This window comes from Amycolatopsis coloradensis, from assembly GCF_001953865.1.
Lineage (GTDB): Bacteria > Actinomycetota > Actinomycetes > Mycobacteriales > Pseudonocardiaceae > Amycolatopsis > Amycolatopsis coloradensis.
Genome location: NZ_MQUQ01000014.1, coordinates 215,454 through 230,268, shown reverse-complemented (window position 1 = coordinate 230,268; position 14,815 = coordinate 215,454). Strand labels below are relative to the sequence as shown.

Sequence of the window (14,815 nt, the reverse complement as noted above, 5' to 3'; positions counted from 1 at the left end):
TACGGCGTTTCAGCTGTCCCAGGTGAAGATCGCGTCGCCGGCCTCGACGTCGCCGCCGGTGAGCAGTCCGGAAAGGACCTCGGCCTTCGCGTCCAGCGCCACCACGGGCACGATCGGCGAGTAGCCGTCGGCCGCGACCGCTTCGGGGTCCCACTCCACGACCGGCTGCCCGGCGCGGACGGTCTCACCCTTGACGACGTGGAGGGTGAACCCCTCGCCCTTCTGCTTGACCGTGTCGATCCCGAGGTGGACCAGCACGCCGCGGCCGTCTTCGGTGGCCACCACGAAGGCGTGCGGGTGCAGGGTCACGACCGTCCCGTCGACCGGCGAGACCGCGTCCTGACGCCCGCCCGAGGGCAGGATCGCGAGGCCGGGGCCGACCATCGCCTGCGCGAAGACCGGGTCAGGCACTTCGGTCATAGCGGTCGTCTTACCGCTCACCGGGCTCTGAATTTCGAGGCTCACAGCAAGTCCTCGATGTCGCTGGCGATGTTGTCGGCTTCCGGCCCGACGATCACCTGGACACCGGCGCCCATGCGGACGACGCCCATCGCGCCGGCGGCCTTCAACGCCGCCTCGTCGAGCAGGCTCATGTCTTCGAGCTCACACCGCAAGCGGGTGATGCAGCCCTCCACCTCGATGACGTTCTCGGCACCGCCGAGGCCCGCGAGGATCTTTTCCGCCCTGTCATCCGCCATCGCGGTCTCCCTGTTCCCTGTCGGTTTCCCACATGCGAACCAGCTGTACTACGCCGTTCGCCGACTCGCACGTGATCCCTGGCCACGAACGCGTAACGGTGGTTGACACCCGCTCGCGCGACGGAGCATCCTGCCCCATCGGATCATTGGTCTAGACCGGAACGTACCAATCTTCCGGACCAGACGCGAGTACGGGTTCCCCCAACCGACCGGCCCGAAAGGACGGTGACCGTCATGAGCGCTTCGGCGCAGCTGCCGCCGTCCGACCGTGTGATCAACGGACCGACGCCCAAGCACGCCCAGCTGCGGGAGATTCTGCGCCGCACGGTGGAGCGTGAGCTACCCCCAGGCTCGCCCATCCCCTCGGAACGTGACCTAGCCGAGACCTATCAGGTGTCGCGGCTCACCGTCCGATCGGCGATCGGCAAGCTGGTCGAAGAAGGGCTCTTGTCGCGGGTGCGCGGCAAGGGGACGTTCACCGCCGCGAGGCGGATGGAGTTGCAGCTCTATCTGATGTCCTTCACCGAGGACATGCGCCGTCGCGGGATGACCCCGACCACGGAGGTCGTCAAGACCGCCACCGAGGTGCCACCCGCCCCCTCGGCGCACGCCCTCGGCCTGACCGCCGGAACTCCGGCACACCGGCTGGTGCGGCTCCGCCGTGCCGACGGGGTACCGCTCGCGGTCGAACGTGGCTGGTATCACGCGGGCCGGATGCCCGGCCTGCTCGACCTCGATCTCACCCGATCGTTGTACGTCCAACTCGCCCAGTCGTACGACCTCCGCCCGGACCACGCGTGGCAGACGGTCTGGGCCGAATCCGCGGACCGCGAAACGGCACGCCTGCTCGGCATGCGCGCCGGCAGTCCGCTTCTTGTCTTCCGCCGGGTTTCCAGCGTCAACGGGGAACCGATCGAAGACATGACTTCCTGGTACCGGGGCGATCACTACCAGGTCACCATGCAGCTGGACCGGAACACCCCGGATTCCGGTCACCATCCTCACTACGGAGGTACCCGATGAGCTCCACCACAGCCGAGGGGGCGAAGAGCAAAGGCAAGGGACTTGCCGGCCTTCAGCGCTTCGGCCGCAGCCTCATGCTCCCCATCGCCGCTCTGCCCGCCGCCGCGCTCCTCAACAGGTTCGGCCAGCCCGACCTGCTCGGCGAGGACGGGCTCGGCTGGACCAAAGTGGCCGAGGTTCTCGGCGCGGCGGGCAACTCGCTGTTCAACTGGCTTCCGCTCCTGTTCGCGGTGGGTATCGCCGTCGGCTTCGCCCGGAAGAGCGATGGTGCCACCGCGCTGGCCGCCGTGGTCGGCTTCTTCGTGTTCACCAGCGTCCTCCAGGTCTTCGCGCCGTTCTCCGAGCTGCCGGGCTGGGACCCCGAGAAACCCGCGGGCCTGATGCTCAACCCGATGAAGTGGCCCTACAGTGTGCTGGCCGGTGTGATCGTCGGCCTGGTCACCGCCTTGCTGTGGCAGAAGTTCTACCGCGTCAAGCTGCCGCCGTACCTGGCCTTCTTCGGCGGCCGCCGGTTCGTGCCGATCATCACCGCCCTGACGCTGATGATTCTCGCGGTGCCCTTCGGCCTGGTCTTCCACTGGGTCAACGACGGTATCCAGGCAGTGGGTGACGCGGTCACCTCGGCACCCGTGGTCGGTGGCGGGATCTACGGTGTGCTCAACCGGCTTCTGATCCCGGTCGGTCTGCACCAGTTGCTGAACGTGCCGGTGTGGTTCATCTTCGACGGTGGTGACATCCCCAACTTCTTCAAGGTCCAGGATCCCAACGCGGGCGCCTTCATGACCGGGTTCTTCCCGATCTTCATGTTCGCCATCCCCGCCGCGGCGCTGGCGATCTGGCAGAGCGCGAAGCCCAGCCAGAAGAAGATCGTCGGCGGTGTGATGATCGCCGGCGCGCTGACCTCGTTCCTGACCGGTATCACCGAGCCGATCGAATTCTCGTTCATGTTCATCGCTTGGCCGCTGTACCTGATCCACGCGGTCCTGACCGGCACGTCGATGGCACTGGTGAACGCGCTTGACATCCACCTCGGCTTCGGCTTCTCCGCCGGGGCGATCGACTTCGCACTCAACAGCAGTCTCCCGGCGGCGAGCAGCAACGTATGGCTGCTCATCCCCATCGGTTTGGCTTATGGAGTCATCTACTACGTGATCTTCCGTTTCGTGATCAAGAAGTGGAACCTGCGCACCCCGGGCCGCGAGGACGACGCGATCGAAGCCGATCTCGAAGCCACCGCGGCGAAGCCCGTCAAGTAGTTTCAGCTCAGTAGAACCGAAGGCACGAAAGGGAAAGAACATGCCGGAGAAACGCGTCACCGTGGCCAGCAAGGTGGGCCTGCACGCCAGGCCCGCGGCGACGGTCGCCAAGGCGGCCGCGGCGCAGCCCGTCGCGGTGTCCATCGCCAAGGCGGGCGGCGACCCGGTCGCGGCCGGCAGCGTGCTGAACCTGATGACCCTCGCCGCCGGCTACGGCGACGAGGTCATCATCAGTGCCGAAGGTGAGGGTGCCGAAGCGGCCGTGGACGCCATCGCCGAGCTGGTGGCGACCGACCTCGACGCCTGATCCCCTCACTGCGAAGCCCGGGCCGCCCCGACCGGCCCGGGCTTCGCAGGGTGTTGGGCATGCTCTTCCCTGCGGGTTAAAGGACAGCAGAGGAGGCAAGTGACGGCAACTGGCTTATTCGGGGCCTGGATCGCTCGAAGAGCATGTCGTCCCAGTCCATACACATCCCCCGGTATTCCTCAGCTTTCTCGACGCCGAATCGGCGCTCGACCAGCAAGGCGATCGCGGCATCCAGATGTCTGCCCGCCGGGCACAAAGTACTCTTCGCGAGAAGCTCTTCGTTCTTACGAACCGAGATCGTGTCTCTCAAAGTCCGATCAGTGACAACCTCGCCGATTCCTTCGAGCATCGCTCGAAAATACTGCGCATCAGGACTGGAACAACCATCGATTTCGTCAATCAGCGCGCAGTACTCTTCGACCACTCGCCATTCTCTCCGAAAAGTCAAACTTTGACAGGCGAGGGCAAGCGTACGGCGAAGGTACTCAGTGGGGAGAACGTGATCACCTGTGCATACGTCCTGCCCCGCCATCCTTCGCAGGGTCTCACAGTGCCGGACGAGTTCGCCCGGAGACAACAGCGGAAGAGAATCTCGAACAGTGAAATAGACCCACCTCGGGTCATCCGGATCAGCCGCGATCGCCGATCCGAGAAGTGCCAGGTTCCTCTCCGTCTTTCGCTTGACGTGGATGACTTCACGACTGTAGCCGTCGTGCCGGAACTCCACCTTCAGACTGGTCAATTCAACCGGCTCATCACGTTTATCGCCGGCTACCAGGTATTCGTGGACCGGTCCGCGAAAGCGAAGGCCACTGTCGGCAAGAAAAATTCTCGGTACTTGATCAACCCAAGAATCGTGGATTACATCATATATTATCGGAGCGAACGCGGCACGAGACATATTACTCACAACGGCAAGATTTCGCAAAGCGCCAATGAGCCGATTAGGAGACTCCGGCGCCAGCCACTCGTCGGCATCAAGAAATACGATCCAGCCACTATCGACCGCGTCGATGGCCAAATTTCTGGCTTCAGCAAAAGAGTCATTCCACGACACGAACATGAGCTCCACTCCGGAACTCCGATATTCCTCCACCATGTTCGGCGTACGATCGACAGAACCGGTATCCACCACGATAATCCGGGCGAACCCTCGCCCCACGACACTGTCCAGGCAGCGCGCAATACACCGCTGCTCGTCTCGCGCCAGCACGACGACCGTCACAGGCAAGGCAGCACTTTTCACACGTACTCCTAAATAGTCTCGCCGGCGACACCGTACTGTCGGCGCCACCGGCGAACTCTACAGGGACCGCGAAGTCTTACTCTGCCGCCAACATTCTAGCGCAGGCTTCAGCTTTTCCGACATGCACTGTTCCGCCACACGGAGCGTGGTAAATAGTCAGGTCGAACACGAAACAGCGTACCACTCCATTCGGAGAATAATTGTACTGATAGTTGAACACATAGTTTGCGGTTCCACACCATTTCGACTGAAACTGCGCGACCGGATCCGGCGTAGAGCAGGCCATCACAGTGACAGGTGAAGCTTCTTTCATCGGCTCGGCCGAGGCCACGCCAGGAAGCAGCGCCAGCAACGAAGCGCCGGTGACCAACGTAGACGCAACGAATCCCACCCTGCCGGGCACACGCGAGGACCGACTCGAAGGCCCAGCAGAGTTCGACGTGCTCAATTCATCCTCGATACCGTCAAGGAAGTCCATACGCTGCGCATTCAACATACAGTGCACCCTTCAAAATTGCTGATTCAAACATGGAAAACTCTTGAAAAGCAAGGCAAGACAGAGGTCCGACAACTTCACATCTATTAAACAAGACATCGAGACGTCCTCGTCGAGAAGAACTCCCGCAGATACAGGTCGCCCACTTCGACCAGTAAGTAATATCGAATTACCCCAGGAATTTGTCTGAAACTCGGAGAGCCTGCAGACCCGTATTAAAAAGAATTAACAAGCAGATCGCTTCACTTTTAGAGGCCCCACCGAATAGCACAGTGAGACTTTTCACTCCATCAAAATATCTAGCACATCCGCCTCCCCTGCCGGTCTAGACCATATCGATCATGGCTTCGTGAAATATCCGCCAAACGGGTGGCATCTCGTAGACGCGATACTTCCGCGCCACCACGCACCCCAAGTATTCCCCATTTCCAAGCTTCGACCTGACGTATTCCGATCAAGGACTGTCCACCACTACGGACTACGTAGTTCTCAGAGCCCATAACCATGCATTCCACAACGTTGTTAGGGTGTTGGGCATGGAGAGCGTGCGCGAGATCGAACAGTGGCCGGTGGAGAACGCAGCCACGGCCGTGGTGACCGCCGCCGGTGACGTGCTGGGCACGCACGGCGACACGACGAAGGTGTACAAGCTGGCGTCGGTGACGAAGCCGCTGACGGCCTACGCCGCGCTGATCGCCATCGAAGAGGGCGTCGTGGAACTCGACACCCCCGCCGGTCCGGAGGGCTCCACGATCCGGCACCTGCTCGCGCACACCTCGGGACTGGCCTTCACCGAGCACAAGCCGATGGCCCCGCCCGGCAACCGGCGTCTCTACTCCAACGCGGGGTTCGAACAGCTCGCCGACGCGCTCACCGAGCACTCCGGCATCCCCTTCGCCGACTACCAGGCCGAGGCGCTTTTCCAGCCGCTGGGCATGAAGGCCACCAAGCTCACCGGCTCCCCCGCCTCGGGTGCGGAGTCCACTGTGGACGACCTGGTCGCGTTCGCCGCCGAGTTGCAGGCACCGAAGCTGATCGCCGCCGAGACGGCGCGCGAGGCGACGTCCATCGCCTTTTCGGGTCTTTCCGGTGTCCTGCCCGGCTTCGGCCACCAGAAGCCGAACGACTGGGGCCTCGGTTTCGAGATCCGCGACCACAAGAGTCCACATTGGACGGGTGCGTCGAGCTCGCCGCGGACCTTCGGCCACTTCGGCCAGTCCGGCACGTTCCTCTGGGTCGATCCCGGCGCCGGTGCCGCCTGTGTCGCGCTCACCGACCGCGCTTTCGGCCCGTGGGCGGCCGAGGTGTGGCCGCCCTACACCGACGCCGTCCTCGCGGAACTGCGCGAACTCACTCCATGACGCGGATCGGCGAACCCGCCTGGAAGGCCGCGATGTCCTCGACCGCGTCGCGATAGAAGATCTCGTAGGCCTCGCGGGTGACGTAGCCGATGTGCGGGGTGAGCACGACGTTGTCCAGTGTCCTCAGTGGATGCTCCGACGGCAGCGGCTCGACGTCGTAGACATCGAGCGCCGCGACCGCGATCTCCTTGCGGCGCAAGGCGTCCACCAGCGCGACTTCGTCCACGATCGGCCCGCGCGAGGTGTTGACGAGGATCGCCGTCGGCTTCATCGCGGCGAGTTCCGGCGCGCCGACCAGTCCGCGGCTGCGGTCGCTGAGCACCAGATGGACCGACAGGACGTCCGCGCGGGCGAACAAGTCGTCCTTCGACACCGCCGTCACGCCGTGAGGATCGGCCTTCTCCCGGGTCAGGTTCTGGCTCCAGGCGATGGTCTCCATCCCGAACGCCTGTCCGATCTTGGCCGCGCCGGCGCCGAGCCTGCCGAGCCCGAGCAGGCCGAGGGTCTTGCCGTGCAGGATCGTGCCGACCGTGGTCTGCCAGCCGCCGTCGCGCATGTTCTCCGACTCCGCCGGCACGTTCCGCGCGGCGGCGAGGATCAGCGCCCAGGTGTGCTCGGCCGCCGGGGCCGCGATGTAGCCGGTGGAGGAGACGACCACGCCGTTGCGCCGGGCGGCGGCCACGTCGATCGCGGCGTTGCGGTGGCCGGTGCTCACCAGCAGCTCGAGCGCGGGCAACCGGTCGAGGACTTCGGCGGGGAAGCGGGTGCGCTCGCGCATCGCGACCACGACGTCGAACTCCCGCAGGCGGGCCACCACGTCGGCGGCGTCCAGGAACGGTTCGGTGAACACCTCGATCTCGGCGCCGAGGGAGGCCCAGTCCCCGAAGCCGAGCGCCACTTCCTGGTAGTCGTCAAGAATCGCGATCTTCATACACCCAGGCTAGGGTGCTGGCTCGCGGGCTACCCGGGGAGGACGAGATGGACGTGGACGAGAGCAAGATCCTGGCCTGGACCGAGGCCGAGCGGCTGAGCGTGGCGGAGCTGCTCGAAGGGCTCGATGAGAAGGACTGGTCGGCGGACACCCTGTGCCCGAAATGGACCGTCCACGAAATGGCCGCCCACCTGGCGCTCTCGCCGAGGACCGGCCTCAAGGACACCATCCTGGGCGCCATCAAGGCGAAGGGGAATTGGGACCGGATGACCGCCGATCAGGCCATCGGCCACGCCACCCGGTTCTCCCCAGCCGAACTCGTCGCCCAGATCCGGGAGGACGCCGGTTCGGACCGCCGCTCCCCCGGCGCCAAACCGATCGACCCGCTCGCCGACGTGCTCATCCACGGCCAGGACATCGTCCGCCCGCTGGGCCGCACCCGGCCCATGCCCGTGGAGCCGGCGATCGCGTCGCTGGAGCACATCCTCGCCAGCCCGTTCTGGGGCGCCCGCAAGCGCTGCAAGGGGGTGAGGATGATCGCCACCGACGCCGGCTGGACCGGCGGCGAGGGGCCCCGCGAAGTGCGGGGCCCGCTCGCCGACCTGCTCTTGGTGGCGACCGGCCGGGGCACCGGCCTCGCCGCGCTCACCGGCCCGGGCAAGGCCCGGATCGGCGCCCACTGCAATCCGCCGGTTTCGGTCTGAGACCTACCAGCGACCGACGAACACGTCGACCCGCGCCAGATGGTGGTCCGAGGCGTCGTTGAGCCGGGCCAGCGGTGAATCGGGCAGCGGCCAGAAAACCTCGGCAGGCCAGGGGAACAGGCCCTTCGACGGCAGGACGTAGTCGATCCGCAGGTTCCCCGGCGCGTTGTCGTTGAAGTCGCCGGTGTCGAAGAAGGGGTCGCCCTTCTGGCCGATGTTGGCGCCTGCCTGGTCCTGTGCGGCACGCACCGCGCCTTCGCTGCCCGGACGCGTCTCGATGACACGAGGCGCGTTCAGCAGGCGGGAGATCGCGCCGGGGACGCTGTCGCCGTCGAGCGGGTCGGAGTTGTAGTCGCCCGCGATGACGAACTTTTCGTGCGTGCCCAGGCCGCCGCGACGGCCGCTGTCGTCGTAGATGTAGCGACCCTTGCCCGGGGTCACGTAGTCCGCCCAGAAACGGATCTCGTCGTTGTTGCGGGTGCCGTTGCGGTCTTCGGGGCCGTCGAAGGTGGGCGGTGTCGGGTGGGCGGTCAGGAAGTGCACGGTGGACCGGCCGACCCGGACGGGGACGTCCCAGTGGGACTTCGACGACAGGCGCAGCACGTCGAGTGCCCGCGGCGAGTACCAGTCGTCCGGCGCCGGGGTGGCCGGGTCGTCCGGGAGCAGCGCGCCCGGCATGTCCTTCCAGAGGAACTTCTGGAAGGTCCGCACGCTCTTGGTGTCGATGGGGTATTTGGACAGCACGAGCATGCCGTACTGGCCCTCGAAGAGGCCGAAGCCGTGTGCGTCGTTCCCCCCGCCGACCTGGCCGTTGCGGTCGAGGTCGAACCCGGTCGCGACGCCGGTGTTCGACGGCGCGGTGAAGGCGTACGGGTAGTCGATCGGCGCGGCGCCGTTCTGACCGCGCTTCAGGTAGTTCTCGCGAAACAGGTTCGCGGCGCGGTTCTCCGGCACGTAGTCGAACTCGTTGATCAGCAGCACGTCCGGCCGGTTGCGCTGGATCACCTCGGCGACCTCGTTCGCCTGCGCGTTGCCCGGCTGCGACAGGTCGGTCACCAGCTGGCCCGCGGCTCCGCGGTTGAGCGAAGCGTTGTACGTCGCGAAGCGGACGTTCTGTCCGACGGTGGCTTCCGCCGGGGTGGCGGCCAGCAGCGTCCCGGCGAGCAAGGCGCCCGAGGTGAGCACGGCGGCGATGCGTTTCACGGTCTTACCTCCCAGATTCCCGTGCGACCTTACGCATCCCGCGCGGCCCCCTGGGTGAGCTTCAGGTGAACAGCAGCTCTTGAACGTGTTCAAAACCTGGACTACGGTTCCTCTTGAACACGTTCAAAAGGAGGCCCCATGCAACCCGTAGTAGTGGCCTACGCGCTCTACCTGGCCATCACCATCCCCTTGACCGTGCTGGTCGCCCGCACGCTGAGCAGGCACGGCAAGACGTTCCTGGAAGACGTCTTCCAGGACAAGCAGGCATTGGCGCGTTCGGTCAACCAGCTGCTCGTCGTCGGGTTCTACCTGGTCAGCCTGGGTTTCGTCACCCTGTTCCTGACCAGCGACGACACCGTCCTCGACGCTCGCGACGTCTTCGAGATGCTGTCGGTCAAGGTCGGCACCGTGGCGCTCGTGCTCGGCGTGATGCACGTCGGGAACGTGCTGGTGTTCAACGGAATCCGGCGCAAGCACCTGAACCACGCCGCCGCCCGGCCCGTGCCGATGCCGCCGCCCCACCCCGGCTACCCGGCGCCCGCTCCACATCCGGCGCCCTGACCGGATAACGTGCAATGGTGGCGAAGAGTGAGGAAACCAGGTCGCTGATCGTGGCGACCGCGTTGCGGATGTTCGCCGAGAACGGCTACGACCGCACGACCATGCGGGCCATCGCGGGCGAAGCGGGCGTGTCGGTCGGGAACGCCTACTACTACTTCGCCTCGAAAGACCAGCTGATCCAGGGTTTCTACGACGAGATAGCCAACGCGCACCTGACGAAGGTGCGTCAGGCGATCGAAGGTGAGCGGGACTTCAGCGCCCGGCTCAAGACGGTCCTGCTCACCTGGCTCGACGTCGCCGAGCCGTATCACCGCTTCGGCACTCAACTGTTCGTCAACGCCGCCGACCCGGACTCGCCGCTGAGCCCGTTCAGCGAGGAATCGTCGCCCGCTCGGAACGCCTCCGTCAGCCTGATGCGCGACGTCATCGCCGACTCCGACGTCAAACTCGACCCGGAACTGCGCGACGAGCTGCCCGACCTGCTGTGGCTGTACCAGATGGGCGTCGTGCTGTTCTGGGTCCACGACCGGTCGCGCGAGCAGAAGCGGAGCCGGGTGCTGGTGGAGCGGACGGTGCCGCTGATCGCGCGGCTGGTGGGACTGTCGCGACTGCGGGTGCTGCGGCCGGTGAGCCGGGAGATCGTCTCGCTGATCCGGGACCTCTCGAAGCCGGACGATCGCGCTTAGCCCGCTCATGACCAAGACCCGGTCCACGTGATCGCCACGTTCGCCACAGGACCACCAGCAGTCACAACAGTAGCGCGTGAAGACGCCTCTTCCAGTACATGAAGGACCCCTTCCTGTACCTAGGCGCAAGCAAGGGGGCCTTCATGTACCTAGGCGCAACGCCCGGCAAAGTCGCATAGGTGGTTGACGCTGCTCTTGCCTGCGGTGGTCGAGTTCTGAGTGACTTATCCCCGATCTTTCGTTGATCAAGCTCGGCCATCGGTGCGCTCAACCCCGCGACAGTGCAGGAAAGTCGCGTAACCTCCGAGATCTCGACTTCGTCAAGGACCCCTTCCTGTACCTAGGCGCAAGCAAGGGGGCCTTCATGTACTTCAGACGACAAGGGCGCCGTACCGAGCAGATGACTAGCCGCTCACCGTCCGGAAATACAGGAACCGCGGCTTCGTCCGCAGGTTCGCGTACCAGCGCGGGTCGGATTCGGCGATCGACTCCTCCGGCATCGGCTCCACCAGCCTGTCGACGGTGAACCCGGCGTCCCGCACGGCACCGAACGTCCAGCTCAGCGGCCGCCGGTAGAACCGCACTTTCCGGCCCTGCGGGAATTCGTCCTCCAGCAGTTCCAGCTCGAAGTAGTTCCGCTTCTCGAACCAGCGCCAGTCTTCGGCGGGATGGTGCACGGAGAACACCAGCAGCCCGCCCGGCTTCAGCACTCGCTTGAACTCCGCCAGCGCCGGCGCCCACTCTTTCAGGTAGTGCAACACCAGCGACGCCGTGATGACGTCGATGGAATCGTCCTCCAAGAACGTCAACGGACGGGTGACATCGGCCGTCTCGAACTTCGCGACGTCCCCGAACTTCTCCCGTGCGACGGCGACCATGCCCGCGCTCGCGTCGACGCCAAGGACGTCGGCGCCCTTCGCGGCGAGCAGCGCGCTGAGGTGGCCCGCCGCGCAGCCGACGTCCAGGATCCGCTTGCCCGCCACGTCACCGGCCAGTTCGACGATGGCGGGGCGGTCGTAGTGGACGTTGGTGCTGCTGGTTTCGGCGTGCGCGGCGTAGAGCCGGGCGAAACCGTCGTATTGGGCGGCGCGGGCCCGTTCGATGATCTCGTCGATCACCTCGGTCTTGGCGTCGGCGTAGTGCTGGATGTACTTCCAGGTGCGCGCGGCCAGTTCGCGTTTCTTGGCCTCGTAGAGCTTCAGTTCGTCCTCGTGCGCGATCAGCCGGTCGCGAAAGAGGCGGTAGCGCTCGATCTGGCCGTTGTCCGGCGAGTAGACGTGCAGGTTGATGTTGGTGTCCGGGCCCTTGAAGCTCCGGTGCTTCTCCCACTCGGGCTCGCGGATGACGAGCTTGTAGCCCTCCGCCTCCAACTGCGGCACGTACGCGCTCTCGTCGTTCGAATCCGCGACGATGAGCATGATGTCGATGATCGGTTTCGCGCAGAGCCCGGGCACCGACGTGGAGCCGACGTGCTCCAGCACCAGCGCGCGCTCCCCCAGGATCCCCCTGATGCGCCTGGCTTCCCGCTCGAACAGTTCGGGCCACTCCGGGTCGTATTCGGCCAGGATGACAGTGGAATTCAGTACCGGAGCCTGATCGACCCATATGGTGTTGATGTCGTCTTCGGTGTAGTCGTCTCGATCGGGTTTGGGCATCGACCCCTTGTTCCTCTCTCAAGGCAGTCGACCAGATTATCGAACGAAACCGATCTTGTCAGCCGATCGGCAGCGAAAGGATCCCGCCGGTCGCTTCCCGGAGGGCGTCCCGCATCGCCACGCGTGGCGCGGGCTGCCCGGTGAAGTACTCGGACTGCCCGAAAGCCTGGTGCAGCAACATGTCCAGTCCGGTCGCCAGCCGCCCGCCCCGCTCGGCGACGGCTTCGGCGAGCGCGGTCGGCCAAGGGTGATAGATGACGTCGAGGACGCAGCCGACGCCTGCCAGCTCCGCCAGATGCGGCCGGACGGCGTCCGGGGGCACGGTGTTCACCAGCACCGCCGAGTCCGCCGCGATCTTCCCGAAGTCGGCGTCAGCCCAGCGGAGGACTTCGACGTCCAGCTCCGCCCGCTTCGCCGCCTCGACCGTTTCCGTGGCCCGCGCCGGATCCCGCACGACGAGCCGCACCGTACGCACGCCGAGCGAGGCAAGTCCGACGGCCGCCGCGGCGGCCGTGCCGCCCGCACCGAGAATCACGGCCGCGTCGTCCTCGCCGGGCGAGTAGTCACCGGCGATCCGCAGTGCCTCGGTGACACCGTCGACGTCGGTGCAGTCGGCGAGCCAGCCGGTTTCCCCGCGGACCAGCGTGTTCGCCGCGCCGACCGCGGCCGCGCGCGGCGTGACCTCGTCGGCGTACTCCAGCGCGGCCCGTTTCCCTGGCATCGTCACCGAGAGCCCGGTCCACTCCGGACCGAGGCCGTCGACGAACGCGGGCAGCCCGGGACCGTCCATCTCGACCCGCTCGTAGCTCCAGCCGTCCAGGCCCAGCGCGCGGAACGCGGCGCCGTGCAACACGGGCGAGAGCGAATGTTCGACCGGTCTCCCGAGGATCGCGGCCTTGCGGTCAGATGACACCGCGCCTCTCCGCGTCATCTCGGTTCTTCCGGTGGTCGTCGAAATTCACCGCGAAGCAGGAGAGTCCGTTCTTCTCGCATTTGACGAAGAACAGCCACTCCCCCGCCGCCGGCTTCAGCGCGGCCTGGATCGCTTCCGCGCTTGGGACCGCGATCGGCGTCGGGGTCAGGCCGACCGACTTGTAGGTGTTGTAGGCGCCCGCTTTATCCCGTTCTTCGGGTTTGGTGAGCAAAGTCGGCCGGTCGAGGACGTAGTTGATGGTCGAGTCCATCTCGAGGCGCATCTTCTCGTCGAGCCGGTTGTAGATGACTCGCGAGATCTTCTCGAAGTCGGCCTTCACCGCCTCGCGTTCGATGATCGAGGCGATAACGAGCGTCTCGTAAGGGGTCTTGCCCGCGCCCTTCGACTGCTCGCTGAGCCCGGCGTCGAGGATGCGCTTCGCCGAGATCTTCACGACGTCGGTGAGCAGCTCTTCGGCCGTCCATCCGGGCTTGACGTTGAAGATGCCCGGCGCGATGAGCCCTTCGAGCCGCCGGTCCTTGTGCTCGGCCTTGGTGGCGGACGCGACGGCCCACGGCGGCACGCCCAGCTGTGCCAGATCCGCGTTCTCGATCGTCTTCCGCAGTTCTTCGACCGGGATGCAAGTGCTCGTGCCGTTCAAATCCGCGCAGGAAGCCTTGGACAGCAACGTGTACACCCCGGGCGTCACCTTGCCGTCGGGCTGGGTGATGTCGTGGAACTGGGTGTACGGCCGGATCTCGACCTGGCCGACCTTGGAGGCGGCCGCCGTCATCTTCTCGACCGCGCTGGCGCCGGACATCTTCGTCTTCATGACGTAGTAGCCCTGCTGGAGCCGCGAGACGGCGGTGTTGTCCTCGCCCGCCTTCACGAACGCCTTGCCGCTGGCGACCACCCCGGCCGCTTGCAGCCGGTTGCCGATCGCCGACGTCGAGTCACCCTTCTCCACCTGGACGAGGACGTCGCCTTCGCCGCTGCCTTCGTAGTCGTCGTAGCCGAAGATCTCGGTGAAGCCGTAATAGGCGCCACCGGCGAGCAGGACGAGCACGGCCAGCGCGGCGACCCAGCCCAGCGCGCGCTTCTTCTTGCGCTTCTTGGGCGGCGGTCCCTTGCGGTCCGGGCGCTCGTCTTCGATGCGTTCGGGCTCGGCGCGGTCTTCGTCCTCGAAGTCCTGCTCGTCTTCGTAATCCTCGTAGTCGTCGTACTCGTCATAGTCGTCGTACGCGTCTTCGCCGAAGATCTCGTCGTATTCCTCTTCGCTGCCCTGAGGCGGCGGAGGAGCCGCGCCGGGGCGCCGGGCCATCGGCGCCTCCTGGATCGCGGGGATGATGTCGGTCGGCCGCTCGTCCGGGAGCGGGCCGTCGTCCTCGCGGCGCCTGCGGCGACCGGGGCGCGGGGGCTCGTCCTGGGCGTAGGCGGGCATGCCGAGACTCCGGTCACCCGGCTGGGGGGACCGCCGTGGTGGAACGGGAGGAGGCGGCGCGGTGGAAGGCAACGGTGCCGCCGGTTCCGGGGCCCGCCTCGGAACCGGACGCTGCGCGCGGGGCGGCGGAGGCGGGAGTTCTTCGGGAGCGGCCCTGCGGCGACGCGGCGCCGGCGGGGGAACCTCGTCGGGCTCCTGCCGGACATGCCGCCGACGGGCGACGGGCTCCACCGGCGGTTGCGGGTCGGGACGGCGACGAGGCGGGGCCGGCGGCAGGCTGGTCTCCTCGGGCTCCTCCCGCAACCTTCGTCTACCGCCCTGACGGCGTTCGGGC

15 protein-coding genes and 1 pseudogene are annotated in these 14,815 nt (G+C 66.0%); 7 read left to right on the top strand and 9 right to left on the bottom strand.

The genetic code is table 11. The features are described from left to right. Positions 1-9: 9 nt before the first annotated feature. Positions 10-465, bottom strand: coding sequence for a PTS sugar transporter subunit IIA (locus BS329_RS24965; protein WP_076163677.1), 456 nt, complete (start codon positions 463-465; stop codon positions 10-12). Further along, positions 462-707 (bottom strand): annotated as a pseudogene (locus BS329_RS24960) (PTS sugar transporter subunit IIB); the annotation flags it as partial. The gene BS329_RS24965 and the pseudogene BS329_RS24960, both read right to left, overlap by 4 nt. Before the next feature lie 225 nt (positions 708-932). On the opposite strand from BS329_RS24960, the gene BS329_RS24955 reads away from it, so the two are divergent. The 3 genes from BS329_RS24955 to BS329_RS24945 are packed head-to-tail and all read left to right on the top strand — an operon-like array spanning position 933 to position 3,284. Further along, positions 933-1,721, top strand: coding sequence for a GntR family transcriptional regulator (locus BS329_RS24955; RefSeq protein WP_076163796.1), 789 nt, complete (start codon positions 933-935; stop codon positions 1,719-1,721). Continuing rightward, entirely contained in the window at positions 1,718-2,977 is a 1,260-nt protein-coding gene (locus BS329_RS24950) for a PTS transporter subunit EIIC (RefSeq protein WP_076163676.1), read from the top strand. The genes BS329_RS24955 and BS329_RS24950 overlap by 4 nt, the downstream gene beginning before the upstream one ends. 40 nt (positions 2,978-3,017) lie before the next feature. Next, a complete protein-coding gene (locus BS329_RS24945) occupies positions 3,018-3,284 on the top strand; it encodes an HPr family phosphocarrier protein (protein WP_076163675.1) in 267 nt (88 codons plus the stop codon). A 76-nt stretch (positions 3,285-3,360) separates the two neighbouring features. On the opposite strand, the gene BS329_RS24940 is transcribed toward BS329_RS24945, so the two are convergent. After that, positions 3,361-4,530, bottom strand: a complete 1,170-nt coding sequence (locus tag BS329_RS24940; protein WP_158075829.1) for a glycosyltransferase — start codon at positions 4,528-4,530, stop codon at positions 3,361-3,363. A 76-nt stretch (positions 4,531-4,606) separates the two neighbouring features. Beyond that, a complete protein-coding gene (locus BS329_RS42770; protein WP_143253186.1) occupies positions 4,607-5,026 on the bottom strand; it encodes a hypothetical protein in 420 nt (139 codons plus the stop codon). Between the two features lie 536 nt (positions 5,027-5,562). Between BS329_RS42770 and BS329_RS24935 the strand changes: the two genes are divergently transcribed. Further along, positions 5,563-6,387 carry a serine hydrolase domain-containing protein gene (locus BS329_RS24935; RefSeq protein WP_076163673.1) on the top strand — a complete coding sequence of 275 codons (825 nt, stop codon included), beginning with the start codon at positions 5,563-5,565 and terminating at the stop codon, positions 6,385-6,387. Here the strand turns inward: BS329_RS24935 and BS329_RS24930 are convergent. Beyond that, positions 6,377-7,318, bottom strand: coding sequence for a D-2-hydroxyacid dehydrogenase family protein (locus BS329_RS24930; RefSeq protein WP_076163672.1), 942 nt, complete (start codon positions 7,316-7,318; stop codon positions 6,377-6,379). The genes BS329_RS24935 and BS329_RS24930 overlap by 11 nt on opposite strands. A 47-nt stretch (positions 7,319-7,365) precedes the next feature. Here BS329_RS24930 and BS329_RS24925 point away from each other — a divergent pair, with 47 nt between their 5' ends. Then, the gene (locus BS329_RS24925; protein WP_084750147.1) at positions 7,366-8,022 is read left to right on the top strand and encodes a maleylpyruvate isomerase family mycothiol-dependent enzyme; all 657 of its coding nucleotides are present in this window, start codon (positions 7,366-7,368) and stop codon (positions 8,020-8,022) included. 3 nt (positions 8,023-8,025) lie between these two features. Here BS329_RS24925 and BS329_RS24920 read toward each other — a convergent pair whose 3' ends face one another. Then, positions 8,026-9,225: an endonuclease/exonuclease/phosphatase family protein gene (locus BS329_RS24920; protein WP_076163671.1), complete on the bottom strand. Its 1,200-nt coding sequence runs from the start codon at positions 9,223-9,225 to the stop codon at positions 8,026-8,028. Positions 9,226-9,363: 138 nt separating this feature from the next. On the opposite strand from BS329_RS24920, the gene BS329_RS24915 reads away from it, so the two are divergent. Then, entirely contained in the window at positions 9,364-9,786 is a 423-nt protein-coding gene (locus tag BS329_RS24915) for a hypothetical protein (RefSeq protein WP_076163670.1), read from the top strand. Between the two features lie 14 nt (positions 9,787-9,800). Beyond that, positions 9,801-10,472, top strand: a complete 672-nt coding sequence (locus BS329_RS24910; protein ID WP_208619271.1) for a TetR/AcrR family transcriptional regulator — start codon at positions 9,801-9,803, stop codon at positions 10,470-10,472. Positions 10,473-10,876: 404 nt separating this feature from the next. Here the strand turns inward: BS329_RS24910 and BS329_RS24905 are convergent, their stop codons facing one another. The 3 genes from BS329_RS24905 to mltG are packed head-to-tail and all read right to left on the bottom strand — an operon-like array spanning position 10,877 to position 14,481. Further along, positions 10,877-12,127: a GrpB family protein gene (locus BS329_RS24905; RefSeq protein WP_076163669.1), complete on the bottom strand. Its 1,251-nt coding sequence runs from the start codon at positions 12,125-12,127 to the stop codon at positions 10,877-10,879. Between the two features lie 58 nt (positions 12,128-12,185). Then, positions 12,186-13,016: a shikimate dehydrogenase gene (locus BS329_RS24900; RefSeq protein ID WP_244197288.1), complete on the bottom strand. Its 831-nt coding sequence runs from the start codon at positions 13,014-13,016 to the stop codon at positions 12,186-12,188. A gap of 13 nt (positions 13,017-13,029) precedes the next feature. After that, a complete protein-coding gene (mltG, locus tag BS329_RS24895) occupies positions 13,030-14,481 on the bottom strand; it encodes an endolytic transglycosylase MltG (RefSeq protein WP_076163667.1) in 1,452 nt (483 codons plus the stop codon). Positions 14,482-14,815 lie beyond the last annotated feature (334 nt).